Below are 23,697 nucleotides of genomic sequence, written 5' to 3'. Positions count from 1 at the left end.
ATCTTATCTTATTCGTTTTCGATCTGAACCTGCTGATTTTTAAGCAGTTTTTCTAATCGAGCCTCTAACTCTGATAGCTTTTTTTCTAAGCGTTGATTTTTTTCGGTCAGGTCCTTAATGGCATTTATGGTCATGCCGTTCTGTTGGGCTGCCGTCGTCCTAAAAGGAAGGCCTACGGCGGAAGCGTTGGTCCACACGGGCTCCATATCAGCACTCAACACAAGGACATCTCCTTCGTTGCCAGGGTGGGAGATGGTCAGCCCATCCACGCTGTCATAATACACTCCCCCTATCACAGGCGAATTCCCTCCTGCAGCTCCTGAATGAGGAGCCACAGAGGATAAGGTTCTGCCTTGAATGATCTCACCTTCGGTATCACAGCCCGCGATACCGAGGGCCACAAGTAGTAATAAAATCCTTTTCATCACTATATCGTCCTTATAGTTTAGTGCGTTTGAAGTGAATGCCCCGTGTATTGAGCCTTAATCCCCAAGGATCTTTCTGCTCTTTGCTTAAAGATCTCTTTGGCATTTTTAATATCAAGAGCGTTCACTAAAACTTGATCCACATGATCCACAAGAACCACTTTAAGTTCCTTTAAGACCTCTGAAGGAATATCATTCAAATCCTTTTCGTTTTCTTTTGGAATGATCACCGTCTTAATGCCACCACGATGAGCTGCTAGGATTTTTTCCTTTAACCCGCCAATGGCAAGCACTCTTCCTCGTAAGGTCACCTCACCTGTCATCGCTACCGTTCTTTTCACAGGAATTCTTAACATCGCTGACACAATACTTGTTGTGATCGCAATCCCTGCGGAAGGACCATCCTTAGGAATAGCACCCTCTGGCACGTGGATGTGCACGTCTTGGTTAAAGTAATACTCTTTGTCTAGCTCAAACAGTGGTCCTCTCGAACGCACGTAACTTAATGCCGCTACACAAGACTCTTTCATCACATCACCAAGTTGTCCCGTGATTGTGAACTTCCCTCTTCCAGGAACAACTGAAACTTCAACCACCAACAGATCACCACCCACTTCTGTCCAAGCTAGTCCGTTGGTAAGGCCAATTTCGTTTTCTTTTTCGATCTTACCGTGCTTAAAGCGTGGCGCACCTAATAGCTCTTGAACCTTTTTAGGTGTGATCTTGCGTGAAACCTTTTTGGTTGAAGACTTTTTATTGGCGCGTTTTTCTTCTAACTCTTCTTTCACAATTTCTTTAGCTAACTTACGACATAAAGTTGCGGCCTGACGCTCGAGGTTTCTCACCCCTGCCTCGCGAGTGTAATTGCGAACTAAGTAAGTGATAGCGGCCTCTTGCACCACTATGCCATAATCCCCCAAACCATGTCTTTCGATCTGTTTTGGAAATAGATATTTTTTGGCAATCTCTACTTTTTCTCTTTCGATATAACCTTCAAGCTGGATCACTTCCATACGATCTAACAATGGACGCGGAATAGGATGTAGAGAGTTTGCCGTAGCAATGAACATAGTTTTTGATAAATCATAATCCAGTTCAAGATAGTGATCTTGAAAGGTCACGTTCTGTTCTGGGTCTAAAACTTCTAACAGAGCTGCCGACGGATCCCCACGGAAGTCCATGCTCATCTTATCAATCTCATCTAAAAGAATCACAGGGTTACCTGTTTCACACTTTCTAATAGATTGAATGATCTTTCCAGGCATTGCCCCCACATAAGTTCTTCTGTGACCACGGATTTCTGCCTCATCACGCACACCACCCAAAGAGATTCGGGCAAACTCACGATTCAAAGACTCAGCAATACTTTTACCTAAAGAGGTTTTACCTACCCCTGGAGGACCCACCAGACACAAGATAGGGCCCGCTTGACCCGAGGTGAGAGTTTGTACCGCTAAGTACTCTAAAATTCTTTCTTTTACTTTTTCCAGTCCCCAGTGATCATCGTCTAAAACTTCTTTGGCTTTATTGATGTCTAAGGTTTCTGTGGCGTAGTTTTGCCATGGCAAATTCAAAACCCAGTCGATGTAGTTTCGCACTACTGCGGCTTCTGCGCTCATAGGAGACATCATTTTTAATTTTTTAATTTCTTTTTCTATCTTTTCTCGAGCCTCTTTACTCATCTTTTTGGTTTTTGATTTTTCGTAAAGCTCTTCGATCTCGGCTTGGAAATCATCTTTATCGCCTAGCTCTTTTTGGATAGCCTGCATCTGTTCATTCAGATAGTACTCTTTTTGAGAGCGTTCCATCTGTTGCTTCACACGATTTCTGATCTTCTTTTCCACCTCTAAGATTTCGATCTCTCCAGACATCATGCCCAAAAGCTCTTCTAATCTCTTCGTAGGATCATCCATCTCCAGAAGTTTTTGTTTGTCTTCAATTTTTAAATTCAGCTGAGCCACAATAATATCTGCTAATTCACTAGCGCTTTCAATGGCGGCCACTCTCATTAAAATCTCAGGTGGGATTCTTTTGTTAAGTTTAACGTAGTTTTCAAAAGTGGTTTTTACAGAGCGGATCAACGCTTGGGCTTCCACTTCACTGTTGATCTTTTCTTCTAAGACTTCCACTTCCACTCGGAAACACTTGTCCCCGTCATCAATAAAGCTATTGATCTTTACACGTTTCTTACCTTCTACAAGAACCTTCACCGTACCATCAGGTAAACGCAACAACTGGATAATGGTTCCCATTGTACCGATATCAAAAATGTCATCAGCACCAGGGTTATTGGTTTTTGCATCTTTTTGTGCCGCCAGAACAATGTCCACTTGATTTGCCATGGCATCTTCAAGTGCATTGATACTTTTTTCACGACCAACAAAAAGGGGCATCATCATGTGCGGAAAGACAATTAAGTCTCTCAGCGGCAAGAGTGGTAAAGTCATTTTTTTATTTTGAGCCATAGATCCCCCTTTTGTAGTTTACCAAAGGGGGAAAGGGTCAGTGACTACGCGCTTTCGGCAGATTTATTGCCTGTCCCCTCTTCAGATTTTTTATTGGCATTTTCTTTTTCAGCTGCAACTTCTTTTGAACTCTTCGTTTTATAGACTAGCTCAGGAGCGGCACCGTTTTCGATAACGCCTTCATCAATTATAACAGTTTTTATGTTCGACTTGCTAGGAATTTCGAACATCAAGTCGAGCATTGCTTCTTCAAGCACACCTCTTAGGCCTCTGGCTCCTGTCTTGCGTTTTATAGCCTTTTTAGCCACAGCCCTTAGTGCAGCATCTGTAAATTGTAGGTCAATATCTTCATACTCAAACAATTTTTTATACTGCTTAGAAAGAGCATTTCTAGGTGCTGTTAAGATGTTAATTAAAGCGGCCTCGTCAAGGGTGTCTAATGTCGCAATTGAAGGCAATCGGCCAATAAACTCTGGAATAAGCCCAAAACGCGATAAATCTTCAGGTTCAACTTTGCTTAATACTGTATCACGCAGCTTTTCTTTTTCTTCTTTAGATTGAATATCAGCTGCAATACCTAAAGCTTTATTAGACATTCTGCTTTCGATGATGCGGTCTAAGCCCACAAACGCTCCCCCAACAATAAACAGGATGTTCGTCGTGTCGACTTGGATAAACTCTTGCTGTGGATGCTTACGCCCACCTTTGGGGGGCAGATTGGCCACTGTGCCTTCAAGAATTTTAAGCAAGGCTTGCTGTACACCCTCACCACTCACATCGCGAGTGATTGATGGGTTTTCAGATTTGCGAGTGATCTTATCAATCTCATCAATATAGATCACTCCACGTTGAGCGCGCTCGACATCATAGTCTGCGGCTTGCAATAGATTTAAGATTACATTTTCTACGTCCTCACCCACATACCCCGCTTCGGTTAAAGACGTGGCATCTGCCATAGCAAATGGAACGTTTAAAATTTTAGCAATGGTTTGCGCTAACAATGTTTTACCTGACCCAGTAGGACCAATAAGCAAAACGTTACTCTTTGCAATTTCTATTTCTTCTTTTTTACCACTCAAAACAGAGTTCACTCGTTTGTAATGGTTATGAACCGCAACAGCCAATGTCTTTCTGGCGCGCTCTTGACCAATAACATACTCGCCCATGGCATCGTATAACTCTTGAGGTTTTGGCACATTCAAAAGAGAACTTGAGCGATCCTCTTTGTCTTGCTCCTCCACAATGATGTCATTGCACAAATCAATACACTCATCACAAATGTATACACCTGGCCCTGCGATAAGTTTTTTCACTTCTCTCTGGCTTTTTCCACAAAAACTACAACTTAATGCACTTTTTTCTTTCTGACTCATTCTCTACGTTCCTCAATTTTAAGCTCATCAATCTGTTTCTAAATTCAACTTATTAAACACAAAAAATTATCACTACACTTTATCCAACTCAGCGGCTGTCTTTAATCAATCTTCTTTCTAAAAGTAACCACTTCATCAATAATGCCAAAAGATTTTGACTCTTCAGCGTTCATAAATTTATCTCTGTCCATTGCCTTTTCTAACTCATCGTAGTTACGGCCAGTGTGAGTCTGATAAATTTCAGTTAGACGTTTTTTCATATAGATCATTTCTTTAGCATGAATCTCAATATCACTGGCTTGACCTGACAGCCCTCCTGAAATCAACGGCTGGTGTATCATTACCCTTGCATTTGGAAGCATATATCTTTTGCCTTTGGTTCCCGCAGTTAAAAGCAAAGACCCCATACTGGCAGCCTGTCCTAGGCAATAAGTTCTTACATCACAACGAACAAACTGCATGATGTCATAAATCGCCAACCCCGCAGTCACACTGCCTCCTGGAGAGTTAATGTACATGTGAATGTCTTGATCTGGGTTTTCCATCTCTAGGAAAAACAACTGAGAAATAATGCTATTTGCCAAGTCGTCTGTAACCACTGACCCAAGCATAATGATCCTGTCTTTTAATAGTCGTGAGTAAATGTCGTAGCTGCGTTCGCCTCGTGGTGTTTGTTCAATTACAACAGGAATCAATGCCATTAAAACCGTCCTTTCATACTGTTATAGACATCAAGTCTATCGACGTAACCTACCTAAAAAATAAGGTAAAAGCAAAAAGCTAGACCCTACTCGTCTCAATATGAGACTAAATTTGATTTTGACAAGCTTTTAATCTGGCTGGGGGTATGGTACACAGACTTTATTCTATTTTTGGAGGAAAAATGAAAATCACGCTATCAGCAACTGGCTTTGATAAAGCACAAGCAAAAACTTTAATTCTGTTCTCTGATTCAGACAAAAAACTCTCTGCAAGTCTCAGCGATTCATCACAACTTAAAGCTTATACTTACGGCGAAAAGAAAACTTGTGTAAGCTTTCTGGCTTTAAACCAAAAGAACTTTTCTAATCTGCTTCTTGTGGGCTACGGGAAAAATAACGAAGTTACTGGCGAAGACTTCCGTCGTTTAGGTGGACTCATTCAGAAAAAACTCAAAGAGCTTAAGCTAGATTCCGCTTCCATTGTGTTACCTGAATTTAAAAACAAAAATTTATCTGAAGCCTATCTGGTTGAATGCTTATGCGAAGGGCTTTTGATTTCCGAATACTCTTTTGACGATTACAAAACTAAATCTAAAAAAACTCCAGCAGCTAAAGAACTGCAACTTACTCTAGTAGACCTTAAAGACCTTAAGACTACGAAAGCAGCACTCCAAAAGGCCACTGTAATTTCTGAACAAGTGAACTTTGCACGTAGACTGGGTGATACTCCTGGAAATCTTATGACTCCAGAGATCCTTGCACAAGAAGCGCAAAATGCGGCTAAAGGCACAGGTGTGAAAGTCACTGTTTGGGATAAGGCTCGCATTAAAAAAGAAAAGATGGGTGGCCTTTTAGGTGTTTCTTTAGGAAGCGACAAAGACCCTCGTTTTATTATCATGGAATACAAAGGCGGAAAGGCCACTGATAAACCCATTTGCCTTGTAGGTAAGGGGCTGACCTTTGATGCGGGAGGCATCTCCATTAAACCCGCAGCAGGTATGGATGAAATGAAGTATGACATGTGTGGAGGCACGGCAGTGATCGCTGGGATCTTAGCCATCGCAAAACTTAAACTCAAAGTGAATGTAACTGCCCTTGTCCCCAGCACAGAAAACCTTTTAGGTGGTGGTGCTAACAAACCTGGTGACATCTTACGTTTCCGCAATGGCAAAACAGCAGAGGTTCTAAATACCGATGCGGAAGGACGTTTGATCTTAGCAGATGCTCTTTCCTACGCCTCAGAACTTAAACCTAAATTCATTGCTGATGCGGCCACTCTTACAGGTGCTATGGTGATTGCGTTAGGTAACAGTCACACAGGGTTCTTCACCAAAGATGAGTCTTTAGCAAAAACAGTAACTGCTGCAGGAGAAACGTCTGAAGAGCCTCTGTGGAGAATGCCTCTTAATAATGAACACACCGAAGACATCAAAGGAACTTTTGCTGATCTAAGCAATATCAGCTCTTTTAGAGGAGCTGGAAGTGCAACGGCGGCGGCATTCTTAGCAGAGTTTGTCTCTGAGGGTATTCCTCATGTTCACTTTGATATTGCTGGCACAGCATGGAACTGTGGCAATCGTAGAGAGTATTTACCCAAGAAAGGGGCCACGGGCGTTCTTGTAAGAACCTTTGTGGAACTTGCAACAGCCCAACAGTAGTTGACTAAAGATGTATAGCAAAAACATCTGTGTTGATTTTTATTGTAAATATTGACGACAGAGGGACAGCCGAACAGCTCTTTCGGCTTCCCCATTTTCAAATTCGCCTCTAATTTTTTCGTACAAGTCGTCGTAAGAATCTTTGATCCTCTCAAGAGTCTCTTCAGATCTTAAATCAACAGTTTGAACTCTGGCTCGTTCAAAATAATTTTTTGCACGCTCTACATACTCTTTCGGTGAAATATCAAAGGGATAAATGTCGTTGGTGTTACGAAATAAAATTCGCGCCAGTTCTTTGCTTTCTTCACTGAAAGCTGGGTGATTCACAAACTCTGCAAGCTGCGCACGATACCGCTGTAACATCTCAAGCTCGTTTCCAAGTGGGGCACTAGGATTAACTGTGACCTTCCCAGTAAAATACCTTTCCCAAGCCGAACGCCGAAGAAAGTCGAAGTCTAAAGAACTTTGAATTCTCATCAGAGCTTCCGCATCGCTAACTCTAGTTGTAACTACTTTTTCTGCCAGAAGAGTCATTTGAGGACCCATAGCCGCAGCCCCAAGAGCGCCGCCAAGCATGGCTAAAAATGAACGACGACTTACGCCTTCAGTAGCTTCCACTGCCTGAACACAAAATGCTAATAAACATAGACCCAAAAGAACTGCTTTAAAGTTTATTTTCATTACGAATTCCCTACCGTTTTACTCGCAGAGAAATTAAATCATCACTTTAGGGATTACCAATTTAAATGTTTGAACTGTAATTAATACATAGGACAAGAGAGGATGATGGGTGCACTTAGTAAATCGCTGATCGCTTTACCTGTGTATTCCAGATTATGGCCTCGGCTTTGGCTGTCATAAAACATCACATCTTCTAGAGCCCAATCCACGGGGAATTCTTTGTCATAGTTTTCCAAAGAGACAAAGACATCCTTATAAAGCTGTCGAACTACACCATCGGGAACACTGGAGCAAAGCTCTTCATTAAAGAGAGGGATTTCCAATAAAAACTCGGGGTTTTTGTTATCAATGCCAGGGCAAGGCATTTCAAAATCAATCCGCACAGGATAACCATTCACCGCTGTACCTTCTGATCTTAACCTTAGACCCATGCGATCAAACAGATCACATAGAGTTTTTCCGCTAGACATTTCAATAAAATTTCCGAATTGGATGAAGGTTCGGCCTTCACGGTCTGTGCCCGATTTATGTGACACAATCACATTGTCAGCATGCTGAAGTTTGGCGTTTTCCCTTGCGAGGTTGATAAAAAACTTAGCATCATCAGCGACCTGTCGCTGATTCCAGTTCATGGTGTTTCCAATCAAAGCTGGGTTCTTCCAAACACCAAGCCCAATAAGGACTAAGGCGAATGTTGAAAGTATAAAGATTAAAGCGGTGCGCTTCTGCATACTGCCTTATCATAGCCTGATTTAGGGGAAAAACACCACTAGGCTCAGCGGTTTGCGCAAAGTTCTATACCTTTATTTTGAAACTCTCGACCAACGGCGAGCACGCTCAAACGGGCAATCCATCCGTAAACGTTTTCCATTAAACGCCCTTGATGATTGAACTCAAGGTCAGAAACACAAAGACGGGAAAACACAGCCCCTGGCGCATTTAAATTTTCATCAGGACCCTTGCGTTCATTCACTCTTAAAAATCCACCCGCTAAACGATCACCAACCATATAGATGGCAGGCTCTGCCGTGCTTTCGGCATCTTTCACAATGGTGGGAATCCCCTCTTGTAAAATCACAGCCCCAATACCACCACCACCTTTAGCGGCCTTCATTTTTTTACGTGATTTGTAGTTCCAAGATAAAATGTCCTCGGGCGATTTGATTTCAATCACACCCAGTCCGTATGTCCCAGAACTATTCTTAATAAAAAGATAGGGAGTTTGTTTGATGTTGTGCTCTTTGTACTTTTGTTCCAAAAGTTCAAACATACTTTCGGCTTTGTCCTTTAAGCCCAGAAGACTGGCTTCTTCTGAAATCGAAAAATTGTCATAGGCCTGAGTTTCAATCGTAAGCAGCACAGGTGGAACATCAATGAGTTCCGCAAAGTGTGCAGCAAGCTGATTATAATGATTAAAGAAATCCACTTTTCTGCGACTGTGCCAACCCATTTCAAGAGGTGGGTTGATCTTGACCTTGGTGTCTTTAACCCAGCTATCATAAGCGGTAGAAAAATCATTGTTACTGATGATCAGATCTAGAGGTTCACCTTTATAATTTTTAACCCCACCTTGAGACTTCACATCAAAAGGGTTCACTGTAAGTGTATAACCTGAAGCCGAAGTGAAGGTCAGAGGTTCAGCAATCACCTTCGGCAACAGCAATGTCACTGCGTAACCCGCTTCAGTCAACAAAGCCTGAATCCAGTACACATTGTCCCAATAGTAAGGGTTATTCGTGTGCTCTTCTGTCAGTAAACCTATATTTTGCACCGCCGACCCATAACGTTGTTTGATGTAAGCCTCTACCAATTCATACGAACTGTCTTTATCAGCCTGACAGATGTTATTAAATCCTGCAGGGTAAAGGTTCGCATCTACAGGCGCAATCTTGTAACCCGAATCGCGAATATCAAAACTTGTATAAAAGGGAAGCGAGCACTCTTTGACTTGAGTTGCATACCAATCTAATAGAGCATCGTATCTACTGACGATCTTTTCATGCAATAAGTTTTTCATATTCCTGCCTTCCCATGGTTTCGGCAAATTGTACGCTCATTCCTACCACAGTGACTGGCAATAGCAATAAAATTAGCCCTGGCACTAGCAAGAAGGGAAGCAAAACCAAACCTACCGCAGAGAAATAAGCAAAGTTTTCAATATACAAACCAATCCGACGCCCTAAAGACATCTCGTAAATTTCCACTGTGTAATCTAGGCTATCCATCCCCACCATAAGTGCGGAATAAAAAATACTTATAAACTGCAACCCAGGAATAAGGGACACAATAAAAACTAAAATCCATATCACAAGAAAGATACACATCCTGACAATCGAAACCACAAACATTCTTATGGTGACTCTGATCCAAGTGGAAATTCTAAAGGGACGGTCTGGAAAAACCCCGCGTTTAAATAAAATTCTCTCACAGATCAAACTGTAAAAGGGAATAGAAACCAACTGGATGAAAATAAAACTAAAGTACGTCAGCACTAGAATCACCATAAATTTAAATACCACATTGATGATCCAATAGATGGTCTTAGAAACCCATGATGCCTTCAATAAATAACTGGGAATATAGTCGGTGATGATCCTCTCGGCCCACTGCGAACTAAGTTCCCACCCATATTTAAACAAAACAAAAACTACAACAGCTGAGATCAAAACAGGAATGAGTGTGTAGAGAAATATTTTAAGATCACTGAATATCTCTTTGAATCCACGAAATAAAGTCGTGAAGCCCATTCTGAATTTAAGCCCTTGTGTGCTCATCCCACTTCTCCGTAGTTTCTTTGGATCTCATACTTGCGCAAAGTATAAAACCTCATTGTACTTACCCCGTATGCTCATCCCACTTCTTTGCGATCTCTTTAGGTTTCATACTTGAGTTAAAGTATGGAACTCTAATTATACTCACCTTATGCTTGTTCGACAAATCTTGCAGGTGCTTTTCAACGATCTGAGACTCTGCCGTCTTTTTTTGCAAAAACTGACGTAAGGGCTCAGCCATTTCCAAACCCTGTCGCTCTAGGATGTGTCCCAATCCCCGTCCCATAAACTTACTGACGTAATAACGTTTGACCTGCAAATCTATACCTTTAAGTTCAGACAGAAAGTCATCAGCTTGGATTACATTTTCTATTCCATAGGCACTGATATAATCCACAAGAACGGAGCCTGTTTTAAACCCTTTTTCTATTTCATTTAAAGTGTTTAGTACCGTAGGTCGTACAGTTTCTAGAATACGTATAAAGTCTAAGAGTTGTTTAAAAAACTCTAGCCCCGTTAAACTTTGCAAAGTCTTTAGGGCCATACGGCTCGAAGATTTAATAAAATGTGTGATGAAGTTTTCATTTTCAGACTCGATAAAGAGTCTCAATATCTTACTCTCAAAGAGCTTTCTAAATTTTTCTGGGGCGTAAAAGAACTCTAAGGCATTTTGAAAAGGTGGCGTATCCACATAAATCACATCGTACTTTTGTGACTTCATCATCTCAACCAAATAGTAAAGTGAGGTGAATTCTTGTAAACCCACAATGCCCTCAAGCAGATACCCAAAGAGCCTGTTGTTTTTAAAAGCTCTGGCCTCTTCGGGATGGATCTGCCCTAAGAGGTGCTCAAATATTTGCGCAGGATCAATTAAAAAGACCTCTAGGTTTTGTGTCTGATCCGTCACCTCTTCCGTAAGCAGATCCTTGAGTCGCAACGAAGGATCAAAAGTCATCGCCAATGTCCTTTGACCCTTAAGAGCAGAATGCAAAGAGAGGTTGGTCACAAGAGTGGTTTTGCCCACGCCTCCTCCGCCAACTATGACGTGGGCTTTAATCTCGCTCATGTTTCACATCCCATAAATGCTCTTCAGAGAGCTCTTCAGCCACATCCACAAAATTCAACTTAAAAGATTCAGGAAAGGAATTTTGAGAGAGGTGACTTTGCGCCATTGATGTTTCTAACTCTAAATTTTGTTTTAGAACTTCAATGAATTGCCCCTCGGCAAACCCTAAATCACTGGTCTTGATCGCAATCTTTTGAATGCCCTTCCCGTATAACGACCTATTTAAAAGTACTTTGGGGGTAATTTGAAACTGCTCTCGGAGTTTGTGCTGAAGTTCTTTTTGTTCATTGAGAACCAAAGGCTCGGGCATAAATACCGTGTAGACATGGACCCACTCTGGATTTTTAAGCACCTCAATGATGCCACGACAATGCTGTCCCATAGGACCCACAGAGGCAATTTCAAGCAGTGCTCTTGGCACCTGCAGGCAACTGATAAAGTGCCCTGTAGCAGGAGCATCAACAACAATATGATCATAATGCAGCCTAGGCTCCACCCCTCGTAGGTGGCTGGTGATGTAGCCCAAAAAAGAAATTTCCTTTAAGGCGGGGGCCGCCTTGATCAAGGCATTGGTGGCTTTGGCTTTAAAGAACATGTCAAAAATAAATCGAATTTTGACCGAGTGGCGCACATACTCCCGCAGGCAGTCTTCCCCAGTCCACGACGCCACATCCAAGTGCTCTTGCCACTTCACAGGTACAAACCCCACCCCTCGGCCCAGGTGACGACTCATAGTATTAAACTGGGAAAACTCCACCAAAAGGGTCTTCTGCCCGCCTCTTGCAAGCTGTAAAGCCTTAGAGAGCGCTAGAGTGGACTTTCCCACCCCGCCTTTGCCTGTAAAAAAGTGAATTTTTCCCATATTACTCAATAAAATTAAAATCCTTCTTGAAGCATTTTCAGTCTCTTTATATATGTCTTACTTTATATGTAAATACACAGAATAACATAGATTTATATGGATCATGTTAAAAAGGAGTTGAGATGAAGTCTACGATTGAAGCCTCTGAGGGCCTAAAGCGAAAACTTAAAATTGTTGTTGACCAAGAGAACGTGAAAGCCGCTTTCGAAAAGCAATTTGAAAAGATTAGAGGCGAAGTCACTTTAAAGGGCTTCAGAAAAGGAAAAGCACCTCTTAGCCAAATCAAGAGCATGTATAAAGAACAGGCCACACGCAATGTTGTGGAGCAACTAGTTCAAGACAACTATATGTCAGCATTACAAGACCACAATCTTCAACCCATCAACTATCCAAAGATTGATCTAGATCAAATCGAAGAAGATAAGGGCTTTTCATTTACTGCTGAATTAGAAGTGCGCCCCGAGGTTGATCTTAAAAAATATGAAGGCTTAGAGATCGAAAAAGAAGAAGTCACCGTTGATGAATCCAGAATCGACGATGTGATCAACCAAATCTTAAATTCACGCGCAGAGAGAACTCCTCTTTTAGAAGAGCGTCCCGTTCAATCTGGTGATTTCACTGACATCAACTTTGAAGGTTTTTTAAGTGACGGAAGTCCACTGGCAAATGGCGCTGCGAACAACTTCATTCTTGAAATTGGCAGCAACTCCTTCATCCCTGGATTTGAAGATGGCATTGTTGGTATGACAATCGGATCCGAGAAGACTGTATCTTTGACCTTCCCAGAAGATTACCACGCTACTGAAATTGCTGGTGCCAAAGTAGATTTTAAAGTGACTTTAAATAAAATTCTAAAAAAATCACTGCCTGAACTGACAGATGAATTTGCTCAAAGTTTAGGTGATGAAAAAATCAAGACTGTTAAAGATTTAAAACAACAGATTAAAAAAGATATCGAACGCAGCGAGAGTTCTCGTCTTGAACAGAAGCTTCAAGAAGAGGTTTTAAAGAAACTGGTTGAAGCCAACCCCGTTGATGCTCCTGAGTCTTTAGTTTTAGAACAAAAAGAAAATCTAAAACAAAATACAACTCAAACTCTTAAGCAGCAGGGCATGGACGATCAAGGTGTGACCGATTACCTAAAAAAATGGGACGCCGAATTTACACAAAATGCTTCAGACATCATCAAGTCTTCCTTCATTGTTGATGCTATTGCTGAAAAAGAAAACTTAATCCCCACTGTAAAAGACGTTGAAAACCGACTTGCCGAGCTTGCTCAAGGTGCGGGAATGCCTGTGGAAGAAGTACGCAAGTTTTATAACGAACCAGGAAAACTGGATTCTTTAAGATACAGACTGCTTGAAACTAAGGTGATTGACTTTGTTATCGCCAAAGCCAACGTAAAAAGCGTACCTGCAAAAACAGCAGAATAAACTTTAACTCACAACAAATAAAAAGGCCAAGTATTGAACTTGGCCTTTTTTTATTCTCTTGATCACTTGCAAATACTCTACGACTTAATATCTTTTGTCAGATGTTTTTGGGCCTCAACTACCCATGGGTCGTTTTGGATGTCTTTAAGTTCAAATTTTTTGTCTTGTTCTTTAAGAACCTTGTCGGGCTCAACACCTTTTTTATCTATAGTTTTGCCGTTGGGTGAATAGTAGCGGGCAATCGTGAGCTTCACCCCATCGCCATTTTCAAGCGCAATCACAGACTGTACAGAACCTTTTCCATAAGTCTTTGCCCCCATAAGTGTGGCCTTCTTGTGGTCTTTCATTGCTGCCGCAAAAATTTCGCTGGCACTGGCAGAGTTTCCATCCACCAAAATCACCATGTTGATGTCACCATGAATTTGGCTCTGTTTTGTGGCATTTAACACGTTTTTTTGTTCTTTATTGCGCCCAATGGTTGAAACAATGACCCCTTCATTGATGAAAAGATCTGCCATATCTACGGCTTGCTTAAGCAGGCCTCCAGGATTGGCTCTTAGGTCTACGATGAATGAACTGTTTGGATTTTTTTGTAAGCTCTTAGTGATATAGTTTGTAAAATCTTTGGATGTTTTTTCTAGAAAACTGCTCACCCGTACATAATGTACGCCCTTGTCTTTATCAATGATCCTACCTTTAACAGATTTGATCGTAATACTTGCGCGTTTGATTTTAAAATTAAGAAGCTGCTGTTCGCCTTCTCTTTTTACCGTGAGGTTAATCTCTGTACCAATTTTACCGCGAAGCTTTTTGCTGGCCTCAACAATGTCTAAGCCTTTTACTAACTCCCCATTGATAGTGATGATCCTATCCCCTGATTTGATTCCTGCTTTTTCGGCAGGACTGTCTTCAATGGGGCTGATGATTTTTAAGAAGCCTTCGTCAAGAGTGACCTCAATGCCCAAACCTCCAAAACGTCCCAAAGTCTCTGATTGAAAGTCCTTAAAGTCCTCTTTTTCTAAATAAGCCGAATACGGGTCGAGCCCGCCTAATAAACCCCTGACACTGCCGATGATCAGTTTCTTTTCATCCACAGTATCCACATAGTTACCCTCAATCAGATTGAATACGCGAGAAAATAGTCGCAGGTTATCATACCTTTGGCTAGAGTAAGACAACAACGGGTTCACTGCCATGCCCAACACTACTCCTAATATTAGCAATCCCATTTTTGACTTCATGCTTATCTCCTCCGTCTTACCCATTGCACAGGGTCCAAAGATTCTGAATCGAATCTTAATTTTAGCTCCAATTCTGTGTCTTTGACGAGACCAATTTGTTGATCAGGACTTACGTTACTACCAATGATTAAACTTTTAGTAGGAACAGCACCAATATAAAAACTCCTGATGTTGTCCGTATGCTTAACGACAATTAAAGGGCCCAAGTTTGCAATGTCTAAAATGGCTTCCACTTGACCACGATAGATCGGAAACACAGACGAATTTGTTGCTGCTAGAAATTTCATACCCTCGTTGTAATCAAAGACGCGTTCCCCGCGTACTTTATAAAATCCACGTGACCCTACCAATTTGGCCTGCGACACAGGCCAGAACAACCTTCCTGCCATAGCGTAAAAGATGGAATCTGGACCATCACTGATCGCTTTATACCTTAAAGCCACTTGCTGTTCGTTGAGGGCTTCAATTTCTTTTTCTATTCTAAAAGTTAAAGAATTACTGGTGTCGATAAACTGTTGCAACTCACGTTTTGCCAAGTTCATGTCTTCTAAAGCCAGTTGCATCTCATTTTTAAACTTAGTGATCTGGTCTGATTGCTTTTTCCAATTAAAATAGATTTGCGCTTCGATTCTAGACTTAAAGCTTAAATCACTATTGGTCTCACGAAGCTGCGAAACGACAAAGGTCTTTAAGTTTTTTTTGATATTTTGCTCTATCTGTTCAATTCTTTTTTGATTCTCTTTAATGCGCTCTTTGGTTTCTTCAATTTCATATTCCAGATAAAGGATGTTACGTTGGGACTCACTTCTTTTACGGATTAGGTTTTTGATTTCGTTTTGCAGTTTAAACTTCTGTCCTCTGGTTGTCTTTAAAGCATCCACCTGAGCATACGAACCTACAAAACCAAATACTATTAACAGAAAGACAATACGGCTACTGGTTTTCAACGTAATCTTCCCGTATTATTTTTTGTGTCATCAATGTGGTCAGAAAGAAAACCAAACTTACATTCACTAACAGATGTATTCCTATTTCATACATAGAGAAAAAAGGAATATTTATGACTTCACTGTATTCTTGTTGCAACTGATTCCAAACTGCAAACAGGATCGAGATCGCAAATATTAAACCTATCGCAGAAAGAAACACACCCTCTAAAATCAGTGGTCCACGAATAAAGTTTTTTGGAAATCCCAAAATCTTTAACAGATTGGTTTTATTTTTATGCTCTTTGAGCGACAGACTTAAAAGCAAAAACAGAAGTACAAAAATAGATGTGTAAAGTGCTGTGATAAATCCCCAAATCCCCACGCGATTCTTATGATAGATATCCACAAGTTTTTGCACAGTAGGATAAGGAGAAATCACTTGATCAATCTCTGCTACACCCGTAGCCCAATCGCTGATGTCCTTTGTGAGTTGCACCTTATGAAGCGGGCCCATATCACTAAACCGAAGCTCGGCCACGGCAGGTACGAGTTCAATGATCTCTTGATCCGTTAGATTAAGCTGTAAGTTGTCTTGCTTGAGGTTTTCAAAAATTTGCTTTGGACTTACAAAGTCCACCCGAATATTAGGGCTGATCTCAGCTATTTTATGTGAAAGATTCTTGATCTCTATCTCTTCAAAATCAGGTCTTAAAACCAAACTCGTTTTATAGTCTTCGGATAACACTTCAAAACTTTCAAAAACATTGCGCACAAACAGCACGGCCACAAGCAGAATAAAATAGGTGCACATGAAAGATACGATGAAAGAAAGTGAACGTATAGGAAAGGCTCCGATATTTCTCTTAAACTCTTTGTAAATAAACTCTATCATCTTGCAATATGACCTTTTTCAATAAAGAAAGTTCGGGCTGGATAAGTTTTTATGAGCTGTTGATCATGGGTGGCCACAATCAGGGTCTTTTCAAATTGAAAGAACAGCTCCATGACCTGGCAGCTCATCTCGAAATCCAGATTTCCAGTAGGCTCATCGGCGACAATCAGATCAGGATCTTGCAAGATGGTTCTTGCTATAGCCACGCGTTGCTTTTGCCCACCAGAAAGCGCTGACACGGTCTTGTCACTTACGTTTTTCAAGTCTAATTGTTCTAAAACCTCAAATACTTTTTGAGAATCAGGCTTTTTTCCAGAAGCATAAAAAGGCAAGACCACATTGTCATAAATCGATCTGTCACTCAGAAGTTTAAAATCTTGAAATATCACTCCCACTTGCCGTCTGTGTTGAGCCAAAGAAGCATAGGAGTCATAATTTAGCTCTGTGCCATTAAAGACAGCACGTCCAGAACTAGGTACAGTAAGACCCGCAAGAATATTAAAGAGCGTGCTTTTGCCCGCCCCACTGGCTCCACTGATATAAATCTTCTCGCCGTCATCCACTTCAAAATTGATATCCACAAGGGCCTTAGTGGGACCAGGGTAGGTTTTATAAATATGACTTAGAGACACCTTCATTTAAAGCCATTTCCCACTGCGAACTTCTGCAATGGTATCGTCGTGCTGCATGCCTAGGGCTTTTTCTAGTTTTTCATTCAACTGGGGGATGTTCTTTGCAACCCAACTGTTATAGTCGGTCTTAACCGTATAGATCACACGTCCAGCACAGAAGATACGAGTGACAATATAGGGATTCTCCCTGCCCCAGTCCTCTGTTTGCACGTGAAATTGCTTATCGCCGCACCATAAATCTGTGTTTTTTCCCTTAAGCATTACAAATTTATATCATGAAGTTATTTTTTTAGGAAAGATGTCTCAAGTTGAAACAGATAGTCAGGCCTTAGCTCTAGGTTGTTTTCTTAAATTATCCCCCCCAAAAGGCCGATAAGTTACCGTGATGTATAGGGTCTTCCAATTTTTTATAACTTGCATTTTTGTGCTGAGTTTTACCGCTTGCGGAAAACTCAAAAGCGCAAACTTGGCCGTTGAAAATATCAACGAGAGAATCAGCCCTACTTATGAGGGACCACCCGAACCTACATACTGTAGTGGCTCGTTAATTTTTGGTGGACCCAATATCACTGTGTCTGGTAAGGCCCAATATGAATATCGCGAACTTGTTTACACCTCCACCTTTCGCGGCTTAGGGCACGTACCTAAAGACGAAGACGAAAATGACATTTTAACTCCTATTCGTTATGCCGAGGTTGTCATTTTAGACAGCCAAAATAACATCGTCCAATGCGGAGAGACCGATCAAGAAGGCGATTACAATCTGACTCTGCCCAGAGATGGTGCTCTCTATCGAGTACGAATCCTTTCTAGAGGACTCAATGATGCTCAGGTCAGAGCCAGCGTCTTAAGATCCCCTGAAAGCAACCAACTGTATTTTGTGGAAAAGGTTATCACCGCAGATAACAACAAGGTCATCAATCTACTTGCCAAAGCTACAGGCACCCTTGAAGGTGGAGCCTTTCATATTTTTGATCAAATACTTAAATACAATGAAAAGCTACGCGAGCTAGTAGGAACATGTAATACGGGTTCCTACACAGGCTGCACACCATTCACAGCAGCACCCAAAGTCAATATTTACTGGGAGAAGGGTTTTAACCCTGGCACTTATTTACCTGGAAGTCCGATCAGTTCTTTTTATTACCAAGGTACAAATCGAATTTTTCTTCTTGGGGGCGTTGACGGTGACGTAGATTATTCAGACACAGATCACTTTGATCGAAGCATTATCGCGCACGAATACTTTCACTTCCTCGAAGCCACAATGGGAAAGGCCTCAAGTCCTGGCGGTGCTCATAATGGAAACCAGATCATTGATCCACGCTTGGCGTGGAGTGAAGGAGCGGCTCAGTACTTCCAAGGTGTTATGACTGGCATTGCACGAGTCATGGACTCAAGGGGAAACATCTCTGGAGCCTCTGCGCTTGTTGTAGATTTTTCGATTGAGATCGTAGACACCGATATGCCCGTACAAGAGAATGAAGGTGAGTTCAGAGAGTTTTCTGTAGCCCGTGTCTTATGGGACAGTTACGATGATTCACCTGGTGAAACCGACTCACCTGTCGCCTGTAGCAGTGCTAATATTGAAAACGTCAATGATAAATGTGCCAAAAATGGCTTTCATATTTTCTGGTCTGCACTGACAGGTAACAATGGCTTTAAACACAATAACCATGCCTTCGTCTCTGCAAGTCTAATGCACCATCTGCAAGGCAAACTTCACGCCCAAGCTCCAGATCCAAGCATCAACTGGAATCCTTTGCGCAATTATGAGCGACAGGCTCACGACAGATTTCCTTCAATGACGACCACTCCACCAGAACGAGTTCCCTTTGGCGCCCGTTTGATCAATTGTACGGGTTCGCCTCATTGGTTTACAATGCGACCACCGTTTCTCTCGCCCGTAAACCCCGCATGGCACAACTCGCATCTCGTCACTAATAATAACTTTTTATACTTCTACCACAGCGGTGGTGCTCTATATTCAGATATTATCTTTCAGTTCTCTGGCGGTATAGATGCCGAGATCAATTACATTTTATATAGAGATAATTTTTATCTTTATGACAACGACGACATCGTAGGGCACGACACTATACCCTCAGGAACTTACCCCACTTACAGCATCAACATTGCCGATCTTCCCGCAGGAAACTATATGATGAACGTCAACGTGATTCACACTAACGGAACCAATGGACAAATTGATTACAACATCAGAAATAATGGAGTGTATTTATGTCCCGAAGAATAGATAAGACTCTTTTATTATTTTTAATCACTGCTGTATTTACAAGTGGGTGCACTAAAAAAGTAGAATATGTGAATCATCTAAAACATACCACCTTAAAACTTGCCCCTGCTGTGCGGGTTTCTATAAAGCCCTTACAAGAAAATAAACAGCAGATTGTTCTGCGTCCCGTATTTGATACGCAAAAGTCTTTAGAAAATATCAAAATTACTTGGCTGCTAGCTCTCGAAGATCAGCCCGCACAAGTGATCTTTGAACAAGATTTATCACGAGAGCCTTTTTCGGAAAGTCGGTTACAGGATGTCCATGTGCCCGTTACCAGTACTGCTTTAAATCATAAAGTGGTTTTGATGGTGAGTGGGAAATCTGACGGCACCGACTTTAATCTGACTGCGATATACAATTCACTCTTTCAAAAAGAAATTGATGAAGCTAAAGACCGACTTCTAGAAAGAAGTTCACGCAAAGTTATTCGGGATAAACGCGAATATCAGGATTAAATTCGTTTTGCAAAATGCCTTCAATCGCTTGTAGTGTTCCCATAAATGAAGAGGGACATGTTCCACAAGCGCCTTGGTAAGATATTTTTAAAATGTTATCCTGATAGTCGATGACATCCAAATCTCCCCCATCAGCCTGCAATCCAGGGCGAACTGTACGATCCAATATGGCCTCTATCTCTTGCATTTCTGCGGATAAATGGGAGCGGTCTTTGGGTTTTTTAGAGTTCTCTTCTTCTGGGGTTAAAAAATCAGGATCGTGATCAGGCAATCTGGCTTTAAGCACCTCAGTGACTTCATTTTTAAAATCATCCACGAGTACTGTCCCGTCGTGTGAGACTGTCACCGTATTTTGAAAGGCATAGACCTGTCTGACACCATCAATTAAAAAGATATCATAAAATAAAAGGTGCTGCTCGGCCTCTTCAGGAAAATTAAATGTGGCCTTACCATCTGACTTGATGGTTTTATTCGTAATAAATTTGATCGCTCTTGGATTAGGCGTAATTTGAGGTCTTACTTTGACGTCTTGTGAAATAAAGGGTTGGTCATTCATAATAACATCTCTCTTGCTTTTTTAAGGGCTTCAACAAAAGCCAGACAATCTTGACCGTTGTTATAAATCGAAAAAGAGGCGCGCAGAGTAGCACTCACGCCCATTTTGTCCATAATGGGTTGTGTGCAGTGATGGCCCACACGTACCGCTACACCCATCTCATCAATGAGTGCTCCTAAATCCGCAGGATGGCAGCCGTCAATGTTGAAACTTAAAATATTATGCTTAAAGCTCACATCACCCAGAGGTTGATAACCAGGAATTTCGCTTAACATTTCATGGGTGGTATGAACTAAACTTCTTTCATGACTTTGCAATTCATCTTTTGGGATTTCGTTAAAAAAATCTATAGCAGTCCTCAGCGCAATCACCGCACCAATGGACGGCGTTCCTGCCTCAAATTTTTGCGGGGCAGGTAAAAATTGGATCTCATCAAAGGACACTGAAGAGATCATACTCCCTCCTCCTCGATAATATCCCATGGAGTTAAGAAGGTCCTTACGTCCATACAGGACTCCCAAACCTTCGGGTCCAAACAGTTTATGGGATGAAAAGCATAAAAAATCACAACCGATCTCTTGCACAGAAAGACTTACGAAACTTACACTTTGTGCCGCATCTACAATGCTCAACGCCCCAACTTCTTGAGCTCTAGCACATATCACCTGAACATCATTCAATGTTCCTAAGGTGTTAGACATGTGAACACATGAAACCAGCAGCGTCTTTTCTGTAATGAGTGTTTTAAGGGTATCAAGCTCTAAAACACCCTTTTCGTTAAAGGGAATAGTTCTAATTTTTAAACCATGTCTTTTGGCAAACCAGTACCAAGGAACAATATTTGAATGATGCTCCTCCTCCGTTAAGACAATCTCATCACGTCCTTCACCTTTGCGAACATCAGCAACAGAGTCTAAGGCGTAAGCTAACAAATTTAGAGCATCAGTAGTGCCTGACGTAAAAACAATCTCTTCGGGAGCAGATGCGCCCACAAAGCGCGCTACCGTCTGTCGGCTTTTTTCAAAATTTTCAGTGGCTTGGTTTGAAAAGTAATGCGCGCCTCTGTGAACGTTTGAAACTTCTGAAGTGTAGTACTGAGTCAAACGCTCAATCACGACCTGAGGCTTAAGCGTAGTCGCAGCACTGTCTAAATACACAAGACGCTGGCCATTTACACGTTGTAAGAGCTGAGGAAATTGATCGCGGATTAACGGCATTCCCATTTTAGTTCTTCCTCTTTACTGTATCCTGAGCTTTATACGATTGAATTAAGTCTGCAAAAACAGGAGCGCAGGCCTCTTTGATCTTCAAAGAAATGTCTTTTCGCACTTGTAAGTCTGATATCCCTTGAATCACTTCACCCGCAAAGGCTTGAGCTAAAAGTTCGTATGCTTTTTCTGGAGAAATTCCTCTTGATAACAAATAAAAGACTTCGTCACTAGACACTTGACCAATGGCCGCTCCATGCGCAGCCTTCACATCGTCAGCATAGATTTCCAATTCAGGTTTGGCGTTCATCTGCGCCTTCTCACCCAGAAGCAGCCCTTTACACGACTGGGCAGAGTCCGTCTTCTGAGCTACGGGATCAATATAAATTCTGCCATTAAAAATGGCTCTAGCCTCATCAGCTACAATGGCCTTAAAGAGCTGTCTGCTCACCCCATTAGGTTCGTAGTGAGCAATTTCTGTTCTGGATTCTGAAAACCCAGTGTCCCCCGCAAGAACAAAAGTAAGAACTTCGGCATTCACATCAGATTTTAAAATATGAACATTATTTTGATTTCTTACGAACTGACTATTTAAAGAAGTTAAAAACAATTTGTACGTAGACAAAGCCCCCAGCGAGGCTTCGCTAGAATAAAGCAAAGCCAGTGTTGCGGGCAAACTTTGCTGAACAACAAAATGTCTAAACCTAGAATCCACCTGTTCAACTTGTGTGAAGACAGAAACAAAGGTCTGAGGATCAAAGTCCTTTGACTCAAATAATTCATAAACAGACACATTAGAGTTTTTCACAGCATACTTCACCGTAGTGCCCACCACGTCTCTTTTTGCGTCTTTAAAATTAAACTTTACTTTGATGGGCTCTGGTATTTCCACCGTATCAAAGCCAAGTACAATTGTAGGAAAAATTTTATTTATATTTAAAAATCTCTGATCTATTTTAGAGTTGGAGTTTAAAATTCTTAGTTCTTCTTGACGACTGACTTTTACACCTAAATCCAGTAAGTCCTGAGAAATCCTGACTCTATTGTCACTGATAAGGATTTCTTTTTGAGAGTCTGCTAAGACCTCGACATCGAAGGCATCAGAACCTGCTTGCTCTACGACAAGGTTTTCAAATGATTTTAATTTCTTAAAATCAAAGTACTTCCACGCCTCTTCTTTTGAGGTGGGCCAAAGTGTTTGGCCATTGGAGGTCTCTGTCAAGAAATCGTGTAAGCTCTTTGTCATTCTAAACCCAGTCGTACCCTTTTCGTTCAAGCTCTAAGGCTAAGTCCTTATCGCCTGTTTTTACAATTCTTCCATCCTTAAACACATGCACCACATCAGGGACAATGTAATCTAATAATCTTTGGTAGTGAGTGATCAAAATCATGGACCGATCTGGTGAGCGTAAGGAATTTACCCCTTTAGCCACCACTTTAAGAGAATCAATATCTAAACCCGAATCCGTTTCATCTAAAAGGCAAAGGCGTGGGGATAAAACCGCCATTTGTAGGATTTCATTACGTTTTTTTTCGCCACCAGAAAAACCTTCGTTCACCGATCTAAATAAAAATGAAGGATTAAGTTCAACAAGCTTAGCTTTTTCGATCACATAAGATTCAAATTCTGATTCTGACATTTCGGCAGTGCCTTGATGCTTGCAGATGGCATTAAATGAAGCACGCAAAAAATCAATATTACTTACGCCTGGAATTTCTGTTGGATATTGATTGGCTAAAAATATTCCCTCTAAAGCCCTTTCATGAGGCGCAAGATCAAAAAGATTCTTCATATCCATGTTGATGTCATAAAGAACTTCTCCCGAAGTCACCTCATAGGTGGGATGGCCCGCTAGAACTTTTGAGAACGTGCTTTTGCCTGATCCATTAGGACCCATGATGGCATGGATTTCACCTGGCTCGACATTGATGTTTAAGCCTTTTAGAACTTCTTTATCTTCTACACGTGCACATAAATTTTTAACTGATAACATCTTATCTCTTCCACTCACTCTTTTAACACTCGTATCCACTCTGGCTTGTCGAGATC

Annotated in this window: 23 protein-coding genes; 4 read left to right on the top strand and 19 right to left on the bottom strand. The window is 41.4% G+C overall.

The window, feature by feature from the left end; all coding sequences use genetic code 11:
• Window positions 1-8: 8 nt before the first annotated feature.
• The 4 genes from M9899_01910 to M9899_01895 all read right to left on the bottom strand — a co-directional run bounded on the left by M9899_01910 (window position 9) and on the right by M9899_01895 (window position 4,964).
• The gene (locus tag M9899_01910; protein MCO5112909.1) at window positions 9-425 is read right to left on the bottom strand and encodes a hypothetical protein; all 417 of its coding nucleotides are present in this window, start codon (window positions 423-425) and stop codon (window positions 9-11) included.
• A gap of 20 nt (window positions 426-445) precedes the next feature.
• Window positions 446-2,890, bottom strand: a complete 2,445-nt coding sequence (gene lon, locus M9899_01905) for an endopeptidase La (protein MCO5112908.1) — start codon at window positions 2,888-2,890, stop codon at window positions 446-448.
• Between the two features lie 44 nt (window positions 2,891-2,934).
• Window positions 2,935-4,263: an ATP-dependent Clp protease ATP-binding subunit ClpX gene (clpX, locus tag M9899_01900; protein MCO5112907.1), complete on the bottom strand. Its 1,329-nt coding sequence runs from the start codon at window positions 4,261-4,263 to the stop codon at window positions 2,935-2,937.
• 101 nt (window positions 4,264-4,364) lie between these two features.
• Window positions 4,365-4,964 (bottom strand): ATP-dependent Clp protease proteolytic subunit, encoded by a 600-nt coding sequence (locus tag M9899_01895; protein ID MCO5112906.1) that lies wholly within the window; start codon window positions 4,962-4,964, stop codon window positions 4,365-4,367.
• A gap of 182 nt (window positions 4,965-5,146) precedes the next feature.
• Between M9899_01895 and M9899_01890 the strand changes: the two genes are divergently transcribed.
• Window positions 5,147-6,622 carry a leucyl aminopeptidase gene (locus M9899_01890; protein ID MCO5112905.1) on the top strand — a complete coding sequence of 492 codons (1,476 nt, stop codon included), beginning with the start codon at window positions 5,147-5,149 and terminating at the stop codon, window positions 6,620-6,622.
• A gap of 39 nt (window positions 6,623-6,661) precedes the next feature.
• Here M9899_01890 and M9899_01885 read toward each other — a convergent pair whose 3' ends face one another.
• The 6 genes from M9899_01885 to M9899_01860 all read right to left on the bottom strand — a co-directional run bounded on the left by M9899_01885 (window position 6,662) and on the right by M9899_01860 (window position 12,002).
• Window positions 6,662-7,303 (bottom strand): twin-arginine translocation signal domain-containing protein, encoded by a 642-nt coding sequence (locus M9899_01885; GenBank protein ID MCO5112904.1) that lies wholly within the window; start codon window positions 7,301-7,303, stop codon window positions 6,662-6,664.
• An 80-nt stretch (window positions 7,304-7,383) separates the two neighbouring features.
• Window positions 7,384-8,034: a hypothetical protein gene (locus M9899_01880; GenBank protein MCO5112903.1), complete on the bottom strand. Its 651-nt coding sequence runs from the start codon at window positions 8,032-8,034 to the stop codon at window positions 7,384-7,386.
• 44 nt (window positions 8,035-8,078) lie between these two features.
• Window positions 8,079-9,320 carry a glutamate--cysteine ligase gene (gene gshA / locus M9899_01875; GenBank protein MCO5112902.1) on the bottom strand — a complete coding sequence of 414 codons (1,242 nt, stop codon included), beginning with the start codon at window positions 9,318-9,320 and terminating at the stop codon, window positions 8,079-8,081.
• Complete coding sequence (locus tag M9899_01870; protein MCO5112901.1) at window positions 9,301-10,077, bottom strand: EI24 domain-containing protein; 777 nt, start codon at window positions 10,075-10,077, stop codon at window positions 9,301-9,303. Before M9899_01870 ends, gshA begins: the two co-directional genes overlap by 20 nt.
• A gap of 61 nt (window positions 10,078-10,138) precedes the next feature.
• Window positions 10,139-11,140, bottom strand: a complete 1,002-nt coding sequence (locus tag M9899_01865; protein MCO5112900.1) for an AAA family ATPase — start codon at window positions 11,138-11,140, stop codon at window positions 10,139-10,141.
• On the bottom strand, window positions 11,127-12,002 hold the full coding sequence (locus M9899_01860; protein ID MCO5112899.1) for an AAA family ATPase: 876 nt from the start codon (window positions 12,000-12,002) through the stop codon (window positions 11,127-11,129). Before M9899_01860 ends, M9899_01865 begins: the two co-directional genes overlap by 14 nt.
• Window positions 12,003-12,124: 122 nt before the next feature.
• On the opposite strand from M9899_01860, the gene tig reads away from it, so the two are divergent.
• Window positions 12,125-13,435 (top strand): trigger factor, encoded by a 1,311-nt coding sequence (gene tig, locus M9899_01855; protein ID MCO5112898.1) that lies wholly within the window; start codon window positions 12,125-12,127, stop codon window positions 13,433-13,435.
• A gap of 77 nt (window positions 13,436-13,512) precedes the next feature.
• Here the strand turns inward: tig and M9899_01850 are convergent, their stop codons facing one another.
• The 5 genes from M9899_01850 to M9899_01830 are packed head-to-tail and all read right to left on the bottom strand — an operon-like array spanning window position 13,513 to window position 17,390.
• Entirely contained in the window at window positions 13,513-14,676 is a 1,164-nt protein-coding gene (locus M9899_01850; protein ID MCO5112897.1) for a S41 family peptidase, read from the bottom strand.
• A 2-nt stretch (window positions 14,677-14,678) separates the two neighbouring features.
• On the bottom strand, window positions 14,679-15,623 hold the full coding sequence (locus M9899_01845) for a hypothetical protein (protein ID MCO5112896.1): 945 nt from the start codon (window positions 15,621-15,623) through the stop codon (window positions 14,679-14,681).
• Entirely contained in the window at window positions 15,610-16,497 is an 888-nt protein-coding gene (locus M9899_01840) for a hypothetical protein (protein ID MCO5112895.1), read from the bottom strand. Before M9899_01840 ends, M9899_01845 begins: the two co-directional genes overlap by 14 nt.
• Window positions 16,494-17,135 carry an ABC transporter ATP-binding protein gene (locus M9899_01835; GenBank protein ID MCO5112894.1) on the bottom strand — a complete coding sequence of 214 codons (642 nt, stop codon included), beginning with the start codon at window positions 17,133-17,135 and terminating at the stop codon, window positions 16,494-16,496. Before M9899_01835 ends, M9899_01840 begins: the two co-directional genes overlap by 4 nt.
• Window positions 17,136-17,390, bottom strand: a complete 255-nt coding sequence (locus tag M9899_01830) for a hypothetical protein (GenBank protein ID MCO5112893.1) — start codon at window positions 17,388-17,390, stop codon at window positions 17,136-17,138.
• 205 nt (window positions 17,391-17,595) lie between these two features.
• Here M9899_01830 and M9899_01825 point away from each other — a divergent pair, with 205 nt between their 5' ends.
• Both M9899_01825 and M9899_01820 read left to right on the top strand, forming a co-directional pair.
• Complete coding sequence (locus tag M9899_01825) at window positions 17,596-19,386, top strand: hypothetical protein (protein ID MCO5112892.1); 1,791 nt, start codon at window positions 17,596-17,598, stop codon at window positions 19,384-19,386.
• Window positions 19,371-19,883, top strand: coding sequence for a hypothetical protein (locus M9899_01820; protein ID MCO5112891.1), 513 nt, complete (start codon window positions 19,371-19,373; stop codon window positions 19,881-19,883). Before M9899_01825 ends, M9899_01820 begins: the two co-directional genes overlap by 16 nt.
• Here the strand turns inward: M9899_01820 and M9899_01815 are convergent.
• From M9899_01815 to sufC, 4 genes are read right to left on the bottom strand one after another with little or no spacing between them, the layout of a single operon-like run.
• Entirely contained in the window at window positions 19,852-20,439 is a 588-nt protein-coding gene (locus tag M9899_01815; GenBank protein MCO5112890.1) for a NifU family protein, read from the bottom strand. The genes M9899_01820 and M9899_01815 overlap by 32 nt on opposite strands.
• Window positions 20,436-21,662, bottom strand: a complete 1,227-nt coding sequence (locus M9899_01810) for a SufS family cysteine desulfurase (protein MCO5112889.1) — start codon at window positions 21,660-21,662, stop codon at window positions 20,436-20,438. Before M9899_01810 ends, M9899_01815 begins: the two co-directional genes overlap by 4 nt.
• A gap of 1 nt (window position 21,663) precedes the next feature.
• Window positions 21,664-22,893 carry a SufD family Fe-S cluster assembly protein gene (locus tag M9899_01805; protein MCO5112888.1) on the bottom strand — a complete coding sequence of 410 codons (1,230 nt, stop codon included), beginning with the start codon at window positions 22,891-22,893 and terminating at the stop codon, window positions 21,664-21,666.
• 1 nt (window position 22,894) lies between these two features.
• Entirely contained in the window at window positions 22,895-23,641 is a 747-nt protein-coding gene (sufC, locus tag M9899_01800) for a Fe-S cluster assembly ATPase SufC (GenBank protein MCO5112887.1), read from the bottom strand.
• Window positions 23,642-23,697 lie beyond the last annotated feature (56 nt).

This window comes from Pseudobdellovibrionaceae bacterium, from assembly GCA_023954155.1.
In the GTDB taxonomy this organism is placed as follows: Bacteria; Bdellovibrionota; Bdellovibrionia; order Bdellovibrionales; family UBA1609; genus JAMLIO01.
Note: the sequence above shows the minus strand (reverse complement) of the source record. Positions and strands in the feature narration are given on the sequence as shown.

What these genes read in the sequence shown, in the direction of transcription:
- lon (MCO5112908.1), bottom strand. Translation starts at nt 2,890, where the DNA reads ATGGCTCAAAATAAAAAAATGACTTTACCACTCTTGCCGCTGAGAGAC.
- M9899_01830 (MCO5112893.1), bottom strand. Translation starts at nt 17,390, where the DNA reads ATGCTTAAGGGAAAAAACACAGATTTATGGTGCGGCGATAAGCAATTT.
- tig (MCO5112898.1), top strand. Translation starts at nt 12,125, where the DNA reads ATGAAGTCTACGATTGAAGCCTCTGAGGGCCTAAAGCGAAAACTTAAA.
- M9899_01805 (MCO5112888.1), bottom strand. Translation starts at nt 22,893, where the DNA reads ATGACAAAGAGCTTACACGATTTCTTGACAGAGACCTCCAATGGCCAA.
- clpX (MCO5112907.1), bottom strand. Translation starts at nt 4,263, where the DNA reads ATGAGTCAGAAAGAAAAAAGTGCATTAAGTTGTAGTTTTTGTGGAAAA.
- M9899_01895 (MCO5112906.1), bottom strand. Translation starts at nt 4,964, where the DNA reads ATGGCATTGATTCCTGTTGTAATTGAACAAACACCACGAGGCGAACGC.
- M9899_01880 (MCO5112903.1), bottom strand. Translation starts at nt 8,034, where the DNA reads ATGCAGAAGCGCACCGCTTTAATCTTTATACTTTCAACATTCGCCTTA.
- M9899_01865 (MCO5112900.1), bottom strand. Translation starts at nt 11,140, where the DNA reads ATGAGCGAGATTAAAGCCCACGTCATAGTTGGCGGAGGAGGCGTGGGC.
- M9899_01810 (MCO5112889.1), bottom strand. Translation starts at nt 21,662, where the DNA reads ATGGGAATGCCGTTAATCCGCGATCAATTTCCTCAGCTCTTACAACGT.
- M9899_01890 (MCO5112905.1), top strand. Translation starts at nt 5,147, where the DNA reads ATGAAAATCACGCTATCAGCAACTGGCTTTGATAAAGCACAAGCAAAA.
- M9899_01835 (MCO5112894.1), bottom strand. Translation starts at nt 17,135, where the DNA reads ATGAAGGTGTCTCTAAGTCATATTTATAAAACCTACCCTGGTCCCACT.
- M9899_01860 (MCO5112899.1), bottom strand. Translation starts at nt 12,002, where the DNA reads ATGGGAAAAATTCACTTTTTTACAGGCAAAGGCGGGGTGGGAAAGTCC.
- gshA (MCO5112902.1), bottom strand. Translation starts at nt 9,320, where the DNA reads ATGAAAAACTTATTGCATGAAAAGATCGTCAGTAGATACGATGCTCTA.
- M9899_01815 (MCO5112890.1), bottom strand. Translation starts at nt 20,439, where the DNA reads ATGAATGACCAACCCTTTATTTCACAAGACGTCAAAGTAAGACCTCAA.
- M9899_01840 (MCO5112895.1), bottom strand. Translation starts at nt 16,497, where the DNA reads ATGATAGAGTTTATTTACAAAGAGTTTAAGAGAAATATCGGAGCCTTT.
- M9899_01910 (MCO5112909.1), bottom strand. Translation starts at nt 425, where the DNA reads ATGAAAAGGATTTTATTACTACTTGTGGCCCTCGGTATCGCGGGCTGT.
- M9899_01885 (MCO5112904.1), bottom strand. Translation starts at nt 7,303, where the DNA reads ATGAAAATAAACTTTAAAGCAGTTCTTTTGGGTCTATGTTTATTAGCA.
- M9899_01820 (MCO5112891.1), top strand. Translation starts at nt 19,371, where the DNA reads ATGTCCCGAAGAATAGATAAGACTCTTTTATTATTTTTAATCACTGCT.
- M9899_01850 (MCO5112897.1), bottom strand. Translation starts at nt 14,676, where the DNA reads ATGAAGTCAAAAATGGGATTGCTAATATTAGGAGTAGTGTTGGGCATG.
- sufC (MCO5112887.1), bottom strand. Translation starts at nt 23,641, where the DNA reads ATGTTATCAGTTAAAAATTTATGTGCACGTGTAGAAGATAAAGAAGTT.
- M9899_01870 (MCO5112901.1), bottom strand. Translation starts at nt 10,077, where the DNA reads ATGAGCACACAAGGGCTTAAATTCAGAATGGGCTTCACGACTTTATTT.